At 74.6% G+C, this 16,609-nt stretch carries 14 protein-coding genes; 6 read left to right on the forward strand and 8 right to left on the reverse strand.

The annotated features are described in order from the left end of the window. Positions 1–135 precede the first annotated feature (135 nt). The 4 genes from AQJ11_RS00890 to AQJ11_RS00905 are packed head-to-tail and all read right to left on the reverse strand — an operon-like array spanning position 136 to position 5,129. On the reverse strand, positions 136–1,473 hold the full coding sequence (locus AQJ11_RS00890) for an AAA family ATPase (protein WP_059261492.1): 1,338 nt from the start codon (positions 1,471–1,473) through the stop codon (positions 136–138). Next, positions 1,470–3,059: a hypothetical protein gene (locus AQJ11_RS00895; RefSeq protein ID WP_059261493.1), complete on the reverse strand. Its 1,590-nt coding sequence runs from the start codon at positions 3,057–3,059 to the stop codon at positions 1,470–1,472. The genes AQJ11_RS00890 and AQJ11_RS00895 overlap by 4 nt, the downstream gene beginning before the upstream one ends. Further along, entirely contained in the window at positions 3,050–4,288 is a 1,239-nt protein-coding gene (locus AQJ11_RS00900) for a hypothetical protein (RefSeq protein ID WP_398779992.1), read from the reverse strand. The genes AQJ11_RS00895 and AQJ11_RS00900 overlap by 10 nt, the downstream gene beginning before the upstream one ends. Then, complete coding sequence (locus AQJ11_RS00905; RefSeq protein WP_059261494.1) at positions 4,185–5,129, reverse strand: phosphatase PAP2 family protein; 945 nt, start codon at positions 5,127–5,129, stop codon at positions 4,185–4,187. Before AQJ11_RS00905 ends, AQJ11_RS00900 begins: the two co-directional genes overlap by 104 nt. Before the next feature lie 237 nt (positions 5,130–5,366). On the opposite strand from AQJ11_RS00905, the gene AQJ11_RS00910 reads away from it, so the two are divergent. Continuing rightward, positions 5,367–5,963 (forward strand): histidine phosphatase family protein, encoded by a 597-nt coding sequence (locus AQJ11_RS00910; RefSeq protein WP_014672913.1) that lies wholly within the window; start codon positions 5,367–5,369, stop codon positions 5,961–5,963. Positions 5,964–6,024: 61 nt separating this feature from the next. Here the strand turns inward: AQJ11_RS00910 and AQJ11_RS00915 are convergent, their stop codons facing one another. Continuing rightward, a complete protein-coding gene (locus AQJ11_RS00915; RefSeq protein ID WP_107120762.1) occupies positions 6,025–7,533 on the reverse strand; it encodes an NsdA family TPR-like regulatory protein in 1,509 nt (502 codons plus the stop codon). A gap of 266 nt (positions 7,534–7,799) precedes the next feature. On the opposite strand from AQJ11_RS00915, the gene AQJ11_RS00920 reads away from it, so the two are divergent. Together AQJ11_RS00920 and AQJ11_RS00925 are read left to right on the forward strand one after the other, a co-directional pair. Further along, positions 7,800–8,210 (forward strand): hypothetical protein, encoded by a 411-nt coding sequence (locus AQJ11_RS00920; protein ID WP_015493253.1) that lies wholly within the window; start codon positions 7,800–7,802, stop codon positions 8,208–8,210. A gap of 34 nt (positions 8,211–8,244) precedes the next feature. Next, positions 8,245–9,114 carry a spermidine synthase gene (locus AQJ11_RS00925; RefSeq protein ID WP_014672910.1) on the forward strand — a complete coding sequence of 290 codons (870 nt, stop codon included), beginning with the start codon at positions 8,245–8,247 and terminating at the stop codon, positions 9,112–9,114. Between the two features lie 31 nt (positions 9,115–9,145). Here AQJ11_RS00925 and AQJ11_RS00930 read toward each other — a convergent pair whose 3' ends face one another. Next, positions 9,146–9,670, reverse strand: a complete 525-nt coding sequence (locus AQJ11_RS00930; RefSeq protein ID WP_059261495.1) for a hypothetical protein — start codon at positions 9,668–9,670, stop codon at positions 9,146–9,148. A 99-nt stretch (positions 9,671–9,769) separates the two neighbouring features. On the opposite strand from AQJ11_RS00930, the gene AQJ11_RS00935 reads away from it, so the two are divergent. The 3 genes from AQJ11_RS00935 to AQJ11_RS00945 all read left to right on the forward strand — a co-directional run bounded on the left by AQJ11_RS00935 (position 9,770) and on the right by AQJ11_RS00945 (position 13,462). After that, positions 9,770–10,477 (forward strand): response regulator transcription factor, encoded by a 708-nt coding sequence (locus AQJ11_RS00935; RefSeq protein ID WP_059261496.1) that lies wholly within the window; start codon positions 9,770–9,772, stop codon positions 10,475–10,477. Beyond that, positions 10,474–11,877, forward strand: a complete 1,404-nt coding sequence (locus AQJ11_RS00940; protein WP_014672907.1) for a sensor histidine kinase — start codon at positions 10,474–10,476, stop codon at positions 11,875–11,877. The genes AQJ11_RS00935 and AQJ11_RS00940 overlap by 4 nt, the downstream gene beginning before the upstream one ends. A 109-nt stretch (positions 11,878–11,986) precedes the next feature. Then, complete coding sequence (locus AQJ11_RS00945) at positions 11,987–13,462, forward strand: glycoside hydrolase family 18 protein (RefSeq protein WP_059261497.1); 1,476 nt, start codon at positions 11,987–11,989, stop codon at positions 13,460–13,462. A gap of 67 nt (positions 13,463–13,529) precedes the next feature. On the opposite strand, the gene AQJ11_RS00950 is transcribed toward AQJ11_RS00945, so the two are convergent. Beyond that, on the reverse strand, positions 13,530–14,957 hold the full coding sequence (locus AQJ11_RS00950; protein ID WP_059261498.1) for a GH1 family beta-glucosidase: 1,428 nt from the start codon (positions 14,955–14,957) through the stop codon (positions 13,530–13,532). Between the two features lie 335 nt (positions 14,958–15,292). Next, positions 15,293–16,342, reverse strand: coding sequence for a LacI family DNA-binding transcriptional regulator (locus AQJ11_RS00955; protein WP_059261499.1), 1,050 nt, complete (start codon positions 16,340–16,342; stop codon positions 15,293–15,295). Positions 16,343–16,609 lie beyond the last annotated feature (267 nt).

Raw genomic sequence — 16,609 nt, forward strand, 5'->3', positions numbered from 1 at the left:
GGTGGGACAGGACGGCGTGGTTCGCCTCCCAGCCGTCGGGGGCTGTGACCATCGGCCGCCTCCGGCGGCGTGCCGGACTCCGTCCGGCGGAGGGGCGTGGGGGTCCTGATCCGCCGGGAGATGCCGGGGTGTTGGTCAGGGCTGCCAGGTCACGCGGTGTTCTCTGAGGTGGGACAGGACGGCGTGGTTCGCCTCCCAGCCGTCCGGGAACTTCACCAGCGTTCCCAGCTGGACCGGTTCCGTGGAGGGGTAGTCGTCCAGCAGGTCGGTCACCCCGGCGCGGCAGATCATGATGCAGGCGTGCCGGTGGCGGGACGCCAGGACGCACAGGCGGCCCGTCTCCAGGTGGAAGGCGGTGGCGTCGGGGCGGCCGGAGAGCGGGTGCAGGACGACCGTGACGTCGTACTCGCGGCCCTGGAGACGGTTCGCCGTGTCGACGGTCACGTCCGGGACGCCGAGGTCGGCCAGGGCCGCGCGGACCGCCGCCGCCTGGTCGCGGTGGGCCGTGCCCACCGCCACGCGGTCGGCCGTCAGGGGGGTGGGGTGCGGCGCGCGCTCGGAGGTGGCCGCGCCGCCCCGGTCCAGCAGCCGGCGGACCACCATCGCCACCGCCCGGACCGCCTCCGGGTCCGTGCGCGGGGTGTGCCGGGCGGGCAGCTCCAGCAGGCCCCAGCCGGACTCCGCGGCCTCGTCGATCACCCGGTCCGGGCCGGAGCCGTCGGAGGGGACGGCGAAGGTCAGCCGGCGGTCCCCGTGGGAGGTGCCGCTGTGGAACGGGGTGTACGGGTAGAACGCGTCCGAGACCAGGGGCGCCGCCGAGGCCGGCAGGCGCCAGGAGACCGGAAGCCGGTGCTGGGGGAGCTCCGGGTTGTGGGCCAGGAGGGTGGTGACCGCCGAGGCCGAGGGGTCGTACGACAGGCCCGCCCACTGCTCGCTGCCGACGATGGAGAAGGGGTCCAGCTGGCCCGGGTCGCCCACGAACAGCGCCCGTTCGAACAGGCCGGCCACGGCGAGCAGCGAATCGGAGCGCATCTGGTACGCCTCGTCCACGATCGCGTGCCGCCAGGGCTCGTCCACCTTCACGTGCGCCCACTTGGCGGCCGTCGAGAGGACCACCGGCAGCCCGCTCAGGTCGGCCGCCTTCGCCGATGTGCGGACCTGCGGCAAGGCGTGCAGCGCCGCGTCGTACGCGTCCGTGTCGCTGCTGTGCAGACGGCCGACGGGCAGGTCCGGGTTCTTCTCGGCCAGACGCAGGACCAAGTCGTCCACCTGCGCGTTCGTCTGGGCCACGATCATCAGCGGGCGCCCGGCAGCGGCGAGTTCGAGCGCCGCGCGGACCACCAGCGTCGACTTGCCGGCACCCGGCGGGGAGTCCACCACCACGCCCCGCTCGGTGCCGTGCAGCGTGTCGTGGAGGATCGCGTCGGTGGCGCGGCCGGCCGCGGCTCCGGGATCGAAGTCGACGGTCGTCACAGCACGTCCTCCTCGGTCACGGTGTCGGGGGCCTCCGCAGCCGGTTCGCCCGGCGGGCCGCCGTGCGTCCACGGGGTCTCCTCCGGGTCCGGCAGCTTCGCGCCGCCGCGCTGCTCGTGCTCGAACAGCGTGAAGCAGACCCGGTCGCCCTTCTCCGGCACCGAGCCGGGCTCCGGCTCCTTCCCGCGGCCCATCTTGTCCAGGACGCGCAGGACCAGCACACCGTCGGCCTCCTGACCGACGAACTCCGCCGACTGCGGCTTGCCGCCCAGCGAGCGGTACACCTTCCCCCGCTCCGCCAGGTGGGGCCGGTCGTCGGTGCGGACCGTCACCAGCGGGCGCGGACTCGGCCGCTTGCCCTCGCTGTACGCCATCACGACGTCGGTCACCTCGCCCGCGAACGCCTCCCCGGCCAGCCGCCGCCCCGCCATCACCAGCGGGTCGTCCAGCGCCTCCTGCGCCTCCAGCCGGGCCTGCTCACGCTCGCGTGTGGCCAGCTTGTTCGCCGCCGTCACCGCGTCGTCCCGGCGCGGCTGCGGGGGCTCACCGGCCAGCACCCGGTCCCGGTGCCCGGTGAACGACCAGCGGTCCCGGGTCCAGCGCCCCTCCACGTGCGCGCCCTCCGGCAGCGCCCGCAGCAGGTCCAGGCCCCGCCACACCGCGTCCCAGGTGGGCCGGGTACGGCTCTCGACCAGGTCGCGGACCTCCCGCTCGGCCCGGGTGAGCGCGGCCAGCCGGTCGTCGGCCTCCAGCGGGTCCTCGGCGGCGGCCAGGGCCGTCCGCGCGCGGTCGTAGCGCTCGATCGCCGGGGCCAGCAGCTTGTTGTCGAACGCCGGGTCGGTGGCGGGGCCGGCCGGCGGGCACAGCAACTGGCCGTCGGCGTCCCTGGCGAGTTCGGCCCGGCGGGCCGCCTCGGCGCCGGTCAGGCCCTGCGGGGGGTCGATCCAGGCCAGCAGCGCGCCCAGGTGCTCGTCCTCCAGGCCCGACTGGCCGGTCGCCCAGTGCCGGGACAGCACATCGGTCAGGGCGAGCAGCAGCGAGGAGCCCGGGACCCGGGCCCGCTCGCCGTAGTGGGTCAGCCAGCGGCCGAGCAACGGCACCCGCGGCGGCGCCGGATAGGGCGCGTCCGGGTCCTGCTCGGCGGTGCGCCGGAACCGCATCGAGCGGCCCAGCAGCCGTACGAAGTCCAGGCCCGTGCGGCTCGGCACGATCAGCTGGGGCGCGTCCGCGCACAGCTCCGCCGCCACCTTGACCCGTTTGCCGGTCTCCGGATCGGTCTCGGTGCGCTCGGCCGCCTCCACGGAGTCGGCGTACGCGTCGATGTAGGGCAGGACGACGTCGGCCAGGTCGGCCAGGAACGTGAAGCGCAGATCGCGGTCGCGGGGCTGCGGTACGACCAGCAGCCGGGGCGCGTCCCGGTCGGTGCCGACCAGCGCGCCGAGCGGGGCGCCCGTCTCACCGGCCGTGGTGAGCGGCACGAACACCAGGGGGTGCTCGGACAGGTGCCGGTGCCGGACGGTCGCGGCGGGCTGCGCCCGGCCCGTGCCGACGGCTTCCAGCCGGGCGAGGGCGGTGATCAGGGACACGGGACCGCCTCCGGGACCTCCCGGGCCTCCCGGGCCTCGCGCAGGGCCTCCGCGCGCAGGGCCGCCGCCCGGCGCAGCGCGGCCACCGCCGGGTCGTCCGGGTCGCCGCCCTCGCCGTGGGCCGCCGCCAGGACCTCCTCGACCGTGGCCAGCCCGCCCAGCTCGGCCCGCAGCGGCCGGCCGAGCCGGGTGACCGCGCCGGCCGCGCGGGCCCGCTCCCGGCAGTGGAAGGCCAGCTCGCAGGCGGACAGGCACTCGGGCGCGTACGTCGCCGGCACCGCCTCCACGGCCGCCGTCAGCTCCTCGGCGGGCCGGTCGGGCGCGAAGCACGTGCCCTCGGGCAGCGCGTCGGCGATCTCCTCGACGCGGGTGAGCCGGGCCAGCTGGCGGGCGGTGACCGCGCGCTGCTTGCGGACGTCCACGGCGGAGCCCGCGGGCAGGTTGGAGAAGTCCTTCGGGCAGACCAGCAGCACCTGGTGGCGCACCCGCGGCACCGGAGCGCCCTCGGGGGCGTGCCCCTGCGGGTCCGCCTCGAGACGCTTCGCGACCTCCTCCAGGGCGAGCACGTACACCGCCGCCTGGCGGGCCGCCGCGCCCACCTTCGCCGGGTCCGCGGAGCCGTCCACCATCGGGAAGGACTTGATCTCCACCACCGACCAGCTGCCGTCCGGGTGCACCACGACCGCGTCCGGCTCCAGGAAGGCGAGCGAACCGGCCACATCCAGGACGAGCATCGGATGGTCCAGGAGCGTCCACCCGCCGGCCCGCGTGGCCTCGCGCAGCGCCAGCGCCGTACGGGCCGTACGCCCCTCCGGGCCGTGCGCGCTCAGGTCGGGTACGGCCGCCGTGGCGGGCGGTTCGGCGCCCGGGTCGAGCCGGGCGTGCGCCAGCCGCAGCAGTTCGGCGCCGCCGTCCGCCTTGACCCGCGCCTCGAACGCGTTGCCCCGGGTCAGCGCGAACTGCGACTGCCCGAAACCGGACGGCGCGCCCAGCGCGCCGGCCAGCCGGGCCTTGTCCACCCCGGCGCCGTCCAGGATCGCCCGCCGGGAGCAGCCCGGGTTCGCCGCGAGCGCCGCGAGGGCGCGGGCGTCCAGGGCCTTGGCCGGTACGTCGGGACCGCGCAGCTCAGCGAGCCGGTGCCGGAGCCCCTTCGCCCGCGTCGCTGGGGGAGGCGTCCGGTCCGGCCGCGGGGTCGAGCCGCGACTCGCGCTGCCGTGGAATTCGCTCACCCGCCGAAGTCTGGCATCCGGCACTGACAATCGGGGAACCCGCGCCCTGCGTGACCGGTGCGGTACGGCGGGACAGCCGGGTCCGCACGAGGTCCGCGGCCCGCAGCACCAGCGGTGCCAGCAGCAGGCCGACGCCCATCACGGCCACGCCCGCGACCGCGTCCAGGAAGTAGTGGTTGGCGGTGCCCATGACCACCAGCGCGGTCACCAGCGGGTAGACGACACCGAGGACCTTCGTCAGGCGCGTGCCGCCGTAGCGCCACAGCATCACACCGCACCACAGCGCCCAGCCCACGTGCAGGCTCGGCATCGCCGCGTACTGGTTGGTCATGCCGCCCATGCCGCGCGGGGCGCTGGCCTCGCCGCCCCACCAGCCGTACGCGCTGTACTGCGCCATCGTGTCCACGAAGCCGTGGCCGGCGGAGAGCAGGCGGGGCGGGCAGGTCGGCAGCAGGGTGAAGCCGATCAGGCCGATGAACGTGGACGTCATCAGCCAGGTGCGGGCCGCCCGGTAGTGCCGGGCACGCGCGCGGAACAGCCAGACCAGGATCACGGGCGTGACCAGGTAGTGCAGCGAGGCGTACCAGAAGTCGGCCGGCACCCCGAGCCAGGGCTCGCGCGTGAACAGCCGGTTCAGCGGGTGCTCCGCGTTCAGGCGCAGGGCCTTCTCGACGCGCAGGATCGCCAGGCCGTGGTCGACGGCGCCGGCGACGTCACCGCGCGCGAGGAGCCGGCCGGCCGAGTAACAGCCGTAGACCAGCAGGATCAGCGGCAGCTCGGTCCACCAGCGCAGCCGGGGTCGCGGGGCCACCTCGGTGCCCGGTGTCTCGGTCTGCGGCATCCGATCGCCCTCCCCCTTCTGCTGTGCGGCTGCGCCCGGCGGGCGACCGTGCCACTTTACGGCGTCCCTACCGCGCCCATGACGGGCGCTCGGATCACGCCGGTGTACGTCAGCCCTCGAAGACGCGGAGATCGCCCGCCGGGTTGCCCGGGAGCGGGGTGCGCGATGATGGAGGGACCGCACCCCTTCGTCGTGCGCCCCCTGTTGTACATCCGCTTGTTCCTTCGGAGAGACCCCATGGCACCGCGCATTCTGCTGGCCCGGCACGGACAGACGGCATGGTCGCTGTCCGGCAAGCACACCGGCAGGACCGATGTGCCGCTGCTGGAGGAGGGCCGGCGCGGGGCCAAGCTGCTCGGCGAGCGGCTGCACCGCGCCCCGCTGGACGGACTGGCGGACGCGGAGGTGCGGACCAGCCCGCTGGTACGCGCGCGGGAGACGTGCGAACTGGCCGGCTTCGGGGACCGTGCCACGGTGTGGGACACGCTGATGGAGTGGGACTACGGCGCGTACGAGGGCATGACCCCGGCCGAGATCCAGGCCGTGCGGCCCGGTTGGCTGATCTGGCGGGACGGGGTCCCGCGGGGCGAGACGATCGCCGAGGTCACCGCGCGCGCGGACGAGGTGGTCTCCTGGGCCCGTTCGGCCGACCGGGACGTCCTGGTCTTCGCCCACGGGCACGTCCTGCGGTCGATCGGGGCGCGGTGGCTGGGGCTGCCGCTGGACTTCGCGGCGCGGATACGGCTGAACCCCACGTCGCTGTCGGTACTGGGCTGGGCCTACGGGGAACCGGCGATCGAGAGCTGGAACGACACGGGGCACCTGGCGGGCTGAGCGGGCGGCCCGCGCCCCGGAGCGGCGCGGGCACCGGAGAACCCCGAAGCCCCGAGACCACCTACACCCGCCGCGGGACGGACGCGTGGCGGTCCAGGAACTCCGACACCCCCGAAGCCCGCCGGTGCGGCAGCAGCACCCGCGCCGTCCCGGCCAGCATCGTCTGGATGCGGGAGGACTGGACCTGGTCCAGCAGCGCCAGCACCCGCAGCCCCGCCTCCGCCGCCTCGTCGGGGCGCCCCTCGCGGGCGAGGTCGTCGGCCAGCTCCGCGGTGTACAGCGCGATGTTCCGCGTGAAGTGGGGGTCCTGGAGGCGCGCCGCCCGCCGCGCGTGCCGGGACGCCCGCCGCCAGTCGCCCAGCGTGGACCAGCACTGCGCCTCCAGCCCCTCCAGCTCGGCCTCCCCGTAGAAGCTCATCCACTCGGGGTCGGCGTCCGAGCGGCCCCGCTCGAACAGGGCGTGCGCCCGGGCCAGCGCCTGCGCGCAGCCGGTGCGGTCGGCGAGCCCCGCCCAGCCGCCCGCCTCGCGCAGCGCCAGCAGGGACATCAGCCGGTCGGAGCCGAGCGGCTGGGCGGCGCGCTGTGCGGCCTGCGCGGCCCGCACCGCCTCCCGGGGCCGCCCGGCGTCCCGGGCCAGGAACGCGGTGTTGCAGAAGGCGTGTGCCTCCAGTGCCGGATCGCCGGTCATACGAGCGGTGGCCAGTGCCTCCGCGTAGTGCGAGCGGGCGTCGTCGAAGCGGCCGGAGTCATGGGCCAGCCAGCCGACGGAGATGGCGAGTTCACCGGCGCCCGCGTGCAGCCGGTCGGCGGTGGTCTGCCGGGTCGCGCCGGCGTCGAGCAGCTCGTAGGCGGCGCGCAGCGGAGCCGCCGCGCGCCGGTAGAGGCCGTCGGCGCCGTGCCGGTCGTCGAGCAGCCGGATGCGGCGGACGGCCTCCTCCAGCGCCGCCGCCTCGGTGGTGCCGGCGCGCCGCAGCGGCCGTTCCGCCGCCGTGGCGCCGGTGGTGAGCCCCAGCGGGGCCAGCGTGGCGGCGGCCATCGTGGCGCCTCCGCCGGTCATGAATGCGCGACGCAGCACGTCGCTCTCCTCGTGGTTCAGGGGGTCTTTCGCAAACGGTTCGTGCGCTTCGTACACCTGGTGCGGTTCAAGCGGCCCCCGTCTCCGCGGGCCCCGCGTGTCGCGGGACCCACCGGTCTCACGGGACTCATACGGCTCCGAAGCCCCGCGGGACTCACCGGGCGCCCCCTCCGCGGGGGCCGTCTCCACCGCCGTACGCGCCGCGCGTCCACGGACGGAGGAGCGGGGCGCGAAGCCGAGGTCGGTGAGCGTGCGGCCGGGGAACAGGTGCAGGAACACCCGTTCGTACGCGTAGTTGGGGCAGCGGATCTCGCCCGCCTCGACCCGGCCGATGTAGCGCGCGTCACAGCTCACCCGCTCACCGATCTCGCGCGCGGCCCGCCGCACCAGCGCCGCGAACTCCGCCGGTGAGCGCCGGCCGCGCAGCTGCCGGAAGGCGAGGTTCGGCCGTGGTGGCCGTTCGGGCTGGGACGAGGTCACGGTTGACGACGCCATGGCCGGGTCCTCTCGTGCGAACCGTCGAACCACGCCGGGACCCGGGCGATTCCTGGACGAGTCGCCCGTGTGACGCCCTGGTTCCGGCGGGCATGAACGTACCCGCTGTGAAGGACCCGCCACGCGGTGTTTGGCTACAAACCGGATATCTCATGCACGATCTGCCATGAAGTGCCATCCTTTGCGGCGCACTTGTGCCGTTGCCGTTGACGCGCTCGGGCGTTGGACTCCACGGACCGCAACAGGGCTGTGTGGTGGAGGCCGGCATGGAGACCAGCCAGAGCAACGATCCTTGTACGTCGCCGTCGTCGTCCACGTGCGCGGGAGGTGACGCGAGATGCGACCTCGTGACGGTACCGACCCGGCAGGGGCTGGAGGCGGTCGACATCCTGCGGCGGGGCGCGGCGGACGCGGTCGGGCCCGTGCTGCACGACGACGGCTGCGGCACCCTCGGCTTCCTGGTGCCGGCCGGTACCGCCGCCGGCTGGGACGTGCCGGGCAGCACCTGCACCGAGACCGACGGCCGCGGGCTGCGGCTGAACCCCGAGCCGCCGGTGGAGGGCTCCGACTGGCTGCTGCCGCCCGGCGAGGCGGACCTCGCCACCGACCCGGTGGTCCTGCGCCGGGCCCTGGGCGAGGCGGCCCGCCTGATCGAGGCGGCCGACAACTGCCGGTGACGCGCCTGCCCCCGGCGGCTGCGAAAATGGGGGGATGGGCAGGTCGAGGAACACACGGCGCGGGTCGGCCGCCGCAGCCGCGGTCGAGGAGCCGGTCGACGGCGGGCTCGCGCAGCTCGTGCCCGACCCGGACCGCGCCCGGGCCTGGACGCTGCTGATCGACGGCGCGCCCCAGTCGCACGTCGACCTGGACGACCCGGCGTACCTGTCCTTCGAGTACCAGCGCCGCCTCGGCCACGTCATCGACCTCGCCGCCCCGCCCGGCAAGCCCGTACACGCCGTGCACCTCGGCGGCGGCGCGCTCACCCTCGCCCGGTACGTCGCCGCGACCCGCCCCCGCTCCACCCAGCAGGTCGTGGAGCGGGACGAGAGCCTGGTGCGGCTCGTCCGCCGGGAGCTGCCGCTGGACCCGGGCGCGCGCATCCGGGTGCGGGCCACCGACGCCCGCGCGGGGCTCGCCAAGGTGCCGGACGGCTGGGCCGACCTGGTCGTCGCCGACGTCTTCAGCGGCGCCCGCACCCCCGCCCACCTCACCTCCACCGAGTTCCTGGACGAGGTCCGGCGCGCCCTGAAGCCCTCCGGTGTCTACACGGCCAACCTCGCCGACGGCCCGCCGCTCGCGCACCTGCGCGGCCAGATCGCCACCGCCGCCGCCCGGTTCGGCGAACTCGCGCTGATCGCCGACGCGGCCGTGCTGCGCGGCAAGCGCTTCGGCAACGCGATCCTGGTCGCCTCCGACCTCCCGCTGCCGCTCGCCGAACTCACCCGCCGCGCCGCCTCCGACCCGCACCCCGGCCGGGTCGAACACGGCAGGCGCCTCACCGACTTCACGGGTGGCGCGGTGCCCGTGACGGACGATGCCGCGGTGGCCTCCCCGGCCCCGCCGCCCTCGGTGTTCCGCTAGGGCCTCCGCCCGGAGAATCTCGCCCGGTGGGTCAGTACGTGCCCACCTCGACCCGCGGCGGCCCGTCGTGCCAGGTGCAGAACACCGACACCCGGTCCGCGCCCCGGCTGAACTCCACCCGGATCCAGCTCTCCGTCTTCCACACCTGTATCGACCAGCCCGTCCCCGGGGTCGCCGACACGAGCGAGGCGTCGGCCGGCCGCAGGTCGAACACCGCCCGGCCGCCGTCGGTGTCGTAGGACTTGATCCGGCCGGACGCGGTGGGGGTGACGGTGGGGGACGGGGGCGGGGTCGGTGTGCGGGCCGGCGTGCGCGCGGGCGCCGGCGTCGCCGTCGGCCTGACCGGCCGCTCGCGCGACGGGGTCGGCGACGCGGAGCGCTCCGGTGACGCGGACGTCACGTCCCGGGTGTCCGTGCCGGCGGTCGTGACCGGAAGCGCGCGCGGCGGGTCGTACGCCGTCCCCGTCATCACCGTGTGGACACCCCACCACGACAGCGTGACCGCCGCTCCCGTCGCGAGCAGCCACGCCAGTACGTGTACGAGTCCTCTGCGCATCGCGGGCCATACTGCCCCAGGGGTACCGCCGTTCGCACATGCCCCGAGTTGTCCACAGGCGTCCGCCCGGTGCTGTCGGCATGGCGTACGGTGCGGCGCATGGCACGTGTGCTCGTGGTCGAGGACGACCAGTTCGTACGCTCGGCGCTCATCCGGCATCTGACCGACGCCGCACACACCGTGCGCAGCGTCGGTACGGCACTGGAGGCGCTGCGCGAGGTCGCCCATTTCCGTTTCGACCTGGTCATCCTGGACCTCGGACTGCCCGACCTGGACGGCTCCGAGGCCCTGAAGATGCTGCGCGGGATCACCGACGTACCCGTCATCATCGCCACCGCCCGGGACGACGAGACGGAGATCGTCCGGCTGCTGAACGCCGGGGCGGACGACTATCTGACCAAGCCGTTCTCCGTCGAACACCTCTCCGCCCGGATCGCCGCCGTGCTGCGCCGGGCCCGTGCCGGCGGCGGCGAGGCCCCGTCCTCCTCCGTGCTGCGCGTCGGCGGCCTGACCGTCGACCCGCTGCGCCGCCAGGCCGAGTTGGACGGGGCCCGGCTCGACCTCACCCGCCGCGAGTTCGACCTGCTGGCCTTCCTGGCCGCACGGCCGGGCGTCGTCGTCCCGCGCAAGGAACTCCTCGTCGAGGTCTGGCAGCAGTCCTACGGCGACGACCAGACCATCGACGTCCATCTGTCCTGGCTGCGCCGCAAACTGGGGGAGACGGCCGCCCGCCCGCGCTATCTGCACACGCTGCGGGGCGTCGGGGTGAAGCTGGAACCCCCCTCGGACGGGCAGGCCCCGCGATGAGATGGGCTCTGGTCAAGGTCTGCCTCGCGGTCACCACGATGGTCGTGGTCGCCTTCGCCGTGCCGCTCGGCCTGGTCGTCAAGGAGATGGCCCGCGACCGCGCGTTCTCAGGCGCCGAGCGCAAGGCCGCGGCGGTCGCGCCCGCGCTGTCCATCACCACCGACCGGGACCAGCTGGAGCGGGTGGTGGCCTCGGCCGGCGCCGACTCCGGGATGGCGGTCCACCTGCCCGCCGAGGGCGGCCGGGCCGCGCTCGACCTCGGCCGGCAGCGCGCCGCGGGAGCCGACATCGAGGCCGTACGACGACTCGGCCGCGCCTCCACCACCACCGTCACCGGCGGCTCCACCCTGCTCCAGCCGGTTGCGCTCGGCTCCGGCGCGATAGCCGTGGTCGAGGTGTACGTCCCCGAGTCCGAGGTGACCCACGGCGTGGGCACGGCCTGGGCGGTGCTCGCGGCCGTCGGCCTCGCGCTGATCGTCGGCTCGGTCGCGGTCGCCGACCGGCTCGGCGTGCGCATGGTGCGGCCCGCGCGGCGGCTCGTCGAGGGCGCGCACGAGCTGGGCGAGGGCAAGCTGGGCGCCCGGGTGCCGGAGGACGGCCCGAGCGAACTGCGGCTGGCCGCCGTCGCGTTCAACTCCATGGCCGACCAGGTCGTCCAGCTCCTCGCCAACGAACGGGAGCTGGCCGCCGACCTCTCGCACCGGCTGCGCACCCCGCTCACCGTGCTCCGGCTGAACGCGGCCTCCCTCGGCGCCGGACCGGCCGCCGAGCAGACCCGGGCCGCCGTCGCCCAGTTGGAGCGCGAGGTCGACACCATCATCCGCACGGCCCGCGAGGCCAAGCCGCAGACGGCCGCCGCCGGACCCGGCGCGGGCTGCGACGCGGCCGAAGTGGTCCGCGAACGCATGGAGTTCTGGTCCGCGCTGGCGGAGGACGAGGGCCGCAAGTGGCGGGTGGCCGGCGTCGACCGGCCGGTGCGCGTACCCGTGGCCCGCGCCGACCTGGCCGCCGCGCTCGACGCCCTGCTCGGCAACGTCTTCCGGCACACCGCCGAGGGCACCGCCTTCGCGGTCGACGTGCACAACGGCGAGGACGCGGTGATCGTGCTCGTCTCCGACGCGGGCCCCGGCATAGCCGATCCCGAGGCGGCGATGGCCCGTGGCCGGGGCTCCGGACACACCGGCTCCACCGGCCTGGGCCTGGACATCGTCCGCCGGCTCGCCGAGTCCACCGGCGGAGACGTCCGCATCGGCTCCTCGGTGCTGGGCGGCACCGAGGTGCGGATCTGGTTCCAGCTGGACGCGCAAAAGCGGGTGGGGCGCGTACGGCGGGGGGCCGTACGCAGACGCCGATCGGGCAAATCGGGCTCCACCTTTAACCGTCCCCGATCGCTTCCTTAAGCGAACCCTAAGGTCTGCGACGGACGCCCCGAACAAGCGGTTCGTCCCGTTCGTGATCGCTAGCGTGCTGCCGCACCTCACCCCGTGAACAGCGAAGGCAGGCACGCGCATGAGCACGCACCGGCGCAGGATCAGTGGCAGGAACAAGGCGATAGGCGGCCTGGTGACCGCGGCCGTGATCGGCGGCGGCGCGGTCCTGCTCACCGGCACCGCCAACGCGGCCGGTGTGAACGCCGCCTACACCAGGACCAGCGACTGGTCCACGGGCTACACCGCCCAGTACGTCGTCACCAACAACACCGGCCAGGCAGAGAAGACCTGGACGCTGGAGTTCGACCTCCCGGCGGGCGCCCGGCTCAGCTCCCTGTGGAACGGCGAGTCGAGCGTCAGCGGTCAGCACGTCACCGTGAAGCCGGCCACCTGGGACACCGACGGCCTGGCCCCCGGCAAGTCGGTGACCGTCGGCTTCGTGGTCAACGGCAGCGGCGACCCGACGGGTTGCCGTATCGACGACGCGCGGTGTTCCGCGGACGGCGGCGCGACCCCCGAGCCGAGCGGCCGGCCGCCGCAGACCACCCAGCCACCGACCCCGGCCCCCACCTCCACGTCCACCTCGGCCCCCACCCAGAGCGCACCCGCCACCCAGAGCGCGACCCCCACCCCCACCGGCAGCACCGGATCCGGCACCACCGCCTCCGCCGGCTTCGCCCCCTACGTCGACACCAGCCTCTACCCGGCCTTCGACCTCCTCGGCGCCGCCGACGCGACCGGCGTGAAGAACTACAACCTCGCCTTCCTCACCGACGGCGGCGGCTGCACCCCCAAGTGGGGCGGGGTCACGGACCTCACCAGTGACGCCGTGGCCGCGCAGATCGGCGCGCTGCGCGCCAAGGGCGGTGACGTCCGGGTCTCCTTCGGCGGGGCCTCCGGCTCCGAACTGGCCACCACCTGCTCCTCCGCGGACGCGCTGGCGGCGGCGTACGGCAAAGCGGTCGACTCGTATCGGCTGACCAAGGTCGACTTCGACGTCGAGGGCGGAGCGCTGCCCGACACCGCCGCCAACACCCGCCGCGCCCAGGCCATCGCCAAGCTCCAGGCGCAGCACCCGGGCCTGGACGTCTCCTTCACCCTCCCGGTGATGCCCGAGGGCCTCACCCAGGACGGCGTGAACCTCCTCGCCAACGCCAAGTCCAACGGCGTGCGGATCAACACCGTCAACATCATGGCGATGGACTACGGCGCCTCGTACAGCGGCGACATGGGCACCTACGCCGAGCAGGCCGCGACCGCTACGCAGGCCCAGGTCAAGAGCGTGCTGGGGCTGTCCGACTCCGCCGCCTGGAAGGCCGTGGCCGTCACCCCGATGATCGGCGTCAACGACGTCTCCTCCGAGGTCTTCAAGGTCGACGACGCCGCCCAGCTGGTGGACTTCGCCCGGTCCAAGGGGCTCGGCTGGCTGTCGATGTGGTCGGCGACCCGCGACAAGCAGTGCGCCGGTGGCACCAAGCCCACCGCCGACGCCACGTGCAGCTCCGTCACCCAGGAACCGCTCGCCTTCTCCAAGGCGTTCGGGGCGTACAAGTAGGCGCGCCGCCCACCGATGACCGGGCGAGGGGCCCGGCGGATCACACCCGCCGGGCCCCGCCCCGCTCTCAGGCCCCCGGAGCCACCGGCGGGAGCACCCGCGTCCGCGCCGCCTCCCCGTACCACCGCGCGCTCGACTTCGGCGTCCGCTCCAGCGTGGCGTAGTCCACGTACACCGCGCCGAACCGCTTGCCGTACCCGTACGCCCACTCGAAGTTGTCCATCAGGGACCACAGGTAGTAGCCGCGTACGTCGGCGCCGTCGGCGATGGCGCGGCGCGCCTCCGCCAGGTGGGCGTGCAGGTAGGCGATGCGCTCGGGGTCGTGCACCCGGCCGTCGGGGTCGGGTTTGTCGTCGTAGGCCGCGCCGTTCTCGGTGATGTGGAGGGGGAGGCCGGGCGCCTCGCGCGTGTAGCGCATGAGCAGGTCGTACAGGCCCGTCGGATCGACCGTCCAGCCCATCTCCGTGCGGTCGCCGGGGGTCTGGTGGAACAGGACGTCGTCGGCGGCCGGCCAGGGCGAGTGGTCGCTGGAGCCGTGGCCGTCCGCCCGCGGGCCCCTGGCCCCGCCGGACGCGGCCGAGACCAGCGTCGGGGTGTAGTAGTTCAGGCCCAGCGCGTCCAGCGGGGCGTTGATCGTGCGGACGTCGCCGTCCAGGACGTACGACCAGTCGGTGACCGAGCGCGTGGCCTCGAAGAGCGACGACGGGTACGCCCCGTGCAGGATCGGCCCGTGGAACACACCGTTGGCCAGGTCGTCGATCCGGCGGGCCGCGGCCAGGTCGGCCGGGTCCTGGGAAAGGGGCCGTACGACGGAGGAGTTGAGGCTGATCGCGATCCGGTTGCCGGTCGGCATCGCCGCGCGGAGGGCGGAAACCGCCAGTCCGTGCCCGAGGTTGAGGTGGTGGGCCGCGCGCAGCGAGGCCGCCGGGTCGGTCCGGCCGGGGGCGTGCACCCCGGAGGCGTAGCCCAGGAAGGCGCTGCACCACGGCTCGTTGAGGGTGATCCACTGCTCCACCCGGTCGCCCAGCGCCTCGCCGACGAGCTGCGCGTACTCGGCGAACCGGAACGCGGTGTCCCGCTCCGGCCAGCCGCCCGCGTCCTCCAGCTCCTGCGGCAGGTCCCAGTGGTAGAGGGTGAGCGCCGGTGTGATGCCCCGCGCGAGCAACTCGTCGACCAGGCGGCGGTAGAAGTCCAGGCCCCGCTGGACCGCCGGCCCCCGGCCCGTCGGCTGCACCCGGGACCAGGAGACGGAGAAGCGGTACGCGGTCAGGCCCAGCTCCGCCATGAGCGCCACGTCGTCGCGGTAGCGGTGGTAGTGGTCGACGGCGATGTCCCCGGTCTCGCCGCCGGCCGTCCTGCCCGGCGTATGGCTGAAGGTGTCCCAGATCGAGGGGGTGCGGCCGTCCTCCCGCACCGCCCCCTCGATCTGGTACGCCGAGGTCGCGGCGCCGAAGAGGAAGGCGGGAGGAAAGGCCACGGTCGTCGGTTCGGGCATGAGGGCTCTCCCAGGGGTCGAGTGCACGCATTATGCATGGGAGCGCTCCCACGGCGAAAGGGGCCGACCGCGATCGATATGCCCGGGGGCAACTCCTCGGGCCGACGCCCGACTTCGCAGACCGTCCCGTGTCCGGTCGGTCGCCGCGCGGCTTCTCGGGCTGAACTGCGACTTCTCGGGCCGAGGTTCGGCCTCTCGGCTGACCCGCGTCCTCCTGTCCGCCGCACGGCGTCTCAGGCCAACCCCGGAACCCCGGCCCCCAGCCCCCAACCCTCAACCCCAGCCCCGGAACCCCAACCCGAACCCCAGCCCCCGAACCCCAACCCCCCACCCCCTCACGCCGACCCGCGCACCACCAGTTCCGTCGGCAGGACCACTTCGCGGCGGCCGGTGCCATGGTGGGCGATCTCCTCCAGCAGCAGGCTCGCCATCGTGCGGCCCATCTCCTCCAGCGGCTGGCGCACGCTGGTCAACGGGGGATCGATGTGCCGGGCCACGATGGAGTCGTCGAAGCCGATCAGCGCCACGTCGTGCGGCACCCGCCGCCCCGCCGCGCGCAGTTCCAGCACCGCGCCGGACGCCATCACGTCGGAGGCGGCGAAGACGGCGTCCAGGTCCGGGCGCCGGCGCAGCAGTTCCCGCATGGCCACGCGTCCGCCCTCCTCGGTGAAGTCGCCCGCCGCGATGAGGTCGTCCACGACGGCGACCCCGGCCTCGTACAGCGCCTCCCGGTAGCCGTCGAGCCGCGCCCGCGCCACATCCATGTCCAGCGGGCCGGTGATGGTGCCGATGGACCGGCGTCCGCCCGCCAGCAGATGCCGGACGGCGAGCCGGGCGCCGCCCCGGTTGTCCGCGCGGACGTGGCCCAGCCGCTCGCGGTCGCTGCGCCGCCCGGCCAGCACGGTCGGCACGGCCAGTTCCTCCAGCCGGTCGGGCAGGGTGTCGTCCCCGTGGACCGCCATCATCAGGACGCCGTCCACCCGGTGGGCGGCCAGGTAGGCGGCGAGCCGGCCGTGCTCCTTCTCGTCGCCCGTGAGGACGAGCAGCAACTGCATGCCGGCACCGGCGAGTCCGGTGGACACGCCCCGGATGATCCCGGAGAAGTACGGTTCCGAGAAGAGCCGGGTCTCGGCGTCGGGCACGACCAGCGCGACCGCGTCCGTGCGCCGGGTGGCGAGCGAACGGGCGGCGCGGTTGGGGACGTAGCCGAGTTCCGCGATGGCCTGTTCCACGGCCGCCCGGGAGCGTGCGCTGACCTTGGGGGAGCCGTTGATCACCCGCGAGACCGTTCCGCGGCCCACCCCGGCGCGCGCGGCCACCGCGTTCAGGGTCGGGCGCCGGACGTCCGCGGTCCTGTGCGGCTGCGGCTGTTCGGCAGGGCTCATCGTTCACCTTCCGGCGGTCCGGTTGAGGGGCGCTTCATTCTGACCCAGGGCGTCCGGCAAGGGGTGGGCGCGTGGGCGCAGTTGGCCGTGAACGGGGAGCGACCCGCCGGTGACCTGCTACGACGCTGCGGGGAACGGCCAGATGACGGGCCGGTTGCGCCGGGTCGCGCAACACGTTCGCGTGACACGCGGAACACGCTTAGGCAACAAGCCCGTATTCAAGTCTTGACACCCGGGCCCGGCACCGACGAGTCTTCCGGCATGCCG

Source organism: Streptomyces corchorusii, assembly GCF_001514055.1.
Lineage (GTDB): Bacteria > Actinomycetota > Actinomycetes > Streptomycetales > Streptomycetaceae > Streptomyces > Streptomyces olivaceoviridis.

What these genes read in the sequence shown, in the direction of transcription:
- AQJ11_RS00955 (WP_059261499.1), bottom strand. Translation starts at nt 16,342, where the DNA reads ATGAGCCCTGCCGAACAGCCGCAGCCGCACAGGACCGCGGACGTCCGG.
- AQJ11_RS00915 (WP_107120762.1), bottom strand. Translation starts at nt 7,533, where the DNA reads ATGGCGTCGTCAACCGTGACCTCGTCCCAGCCCGAACGGCCACCACGG.
- AQJ11_RS00935 (WP_059261496.1), top strand. Translation starts at nt 9,770, where the DNA reads ATGGCACGTGTGCTCGTGGTCGAGGACGACCAGTTCGTACGCTCGGCG.
- AQJ11_RS00930 (WP_059261495.1), bottom strand. Translation starts at nt 9,670, where the DNA reads ATGCGCAGAGGACTCGTACACGTACTGGCGTGGCTGCTCGCGACGGGA.
- AQJ11_RS00910 (WP_014672913.1), top strand. Translation starts at nt 5,367, where the DNA reads ATGGCACCGCGCATTCTGCTGGCCCGGCACGGACAGACGGCATGGTCG.
- AQJ11_RS00940 (WP_014672907.1), top strand. Translation starts at nt 10,474, where the DNA reads ATGAGATGGGCTCTGGTCAAGGTCTGCCTCGCGGTCACCACGATGGTC.
- AQJ11_RS00920 (WP_015493253.1), top strand. Translation starts at nt 7,800, where the DNA reads ATGGAGACCAGCCAGAGCAACGATCCTTGTACGTCGCCGTCGTCGTCC.
- AQJ11_RS00945 (WP_059261497.1), top strand. Translation starts at nt 11,987, where the DNA reads ATGAGCACGCACCGGCGCAGGATCAGTGGCAGGAACAAGGCGATAGGC.
- AQJ11_RS00950 (WP_059261498.1), bottom strand. Translation starts at nt 14,957, where the DNA reads ATGCCCGAACCGACGACCGTGGCCTTTCCTCCCGCCTTCCTCTTCGGC.
- AQJ11_RS00905 (WP_059261494.1), bottom strand. Translation starts at nt 5,129, where the DNA reads ATGCCGCAGACCGAGACACCGGGCACCGAGGTGGCCCCGCGACCCCGG.
- AQJ11_RS00925 (WP_014672910.1), top strand. Translation starts at nt 8,245, where the DNA reads ATGGGCAGGTCGAGGAACACACGGCGCGGGTCGGCCGCCGCAGCCGCG.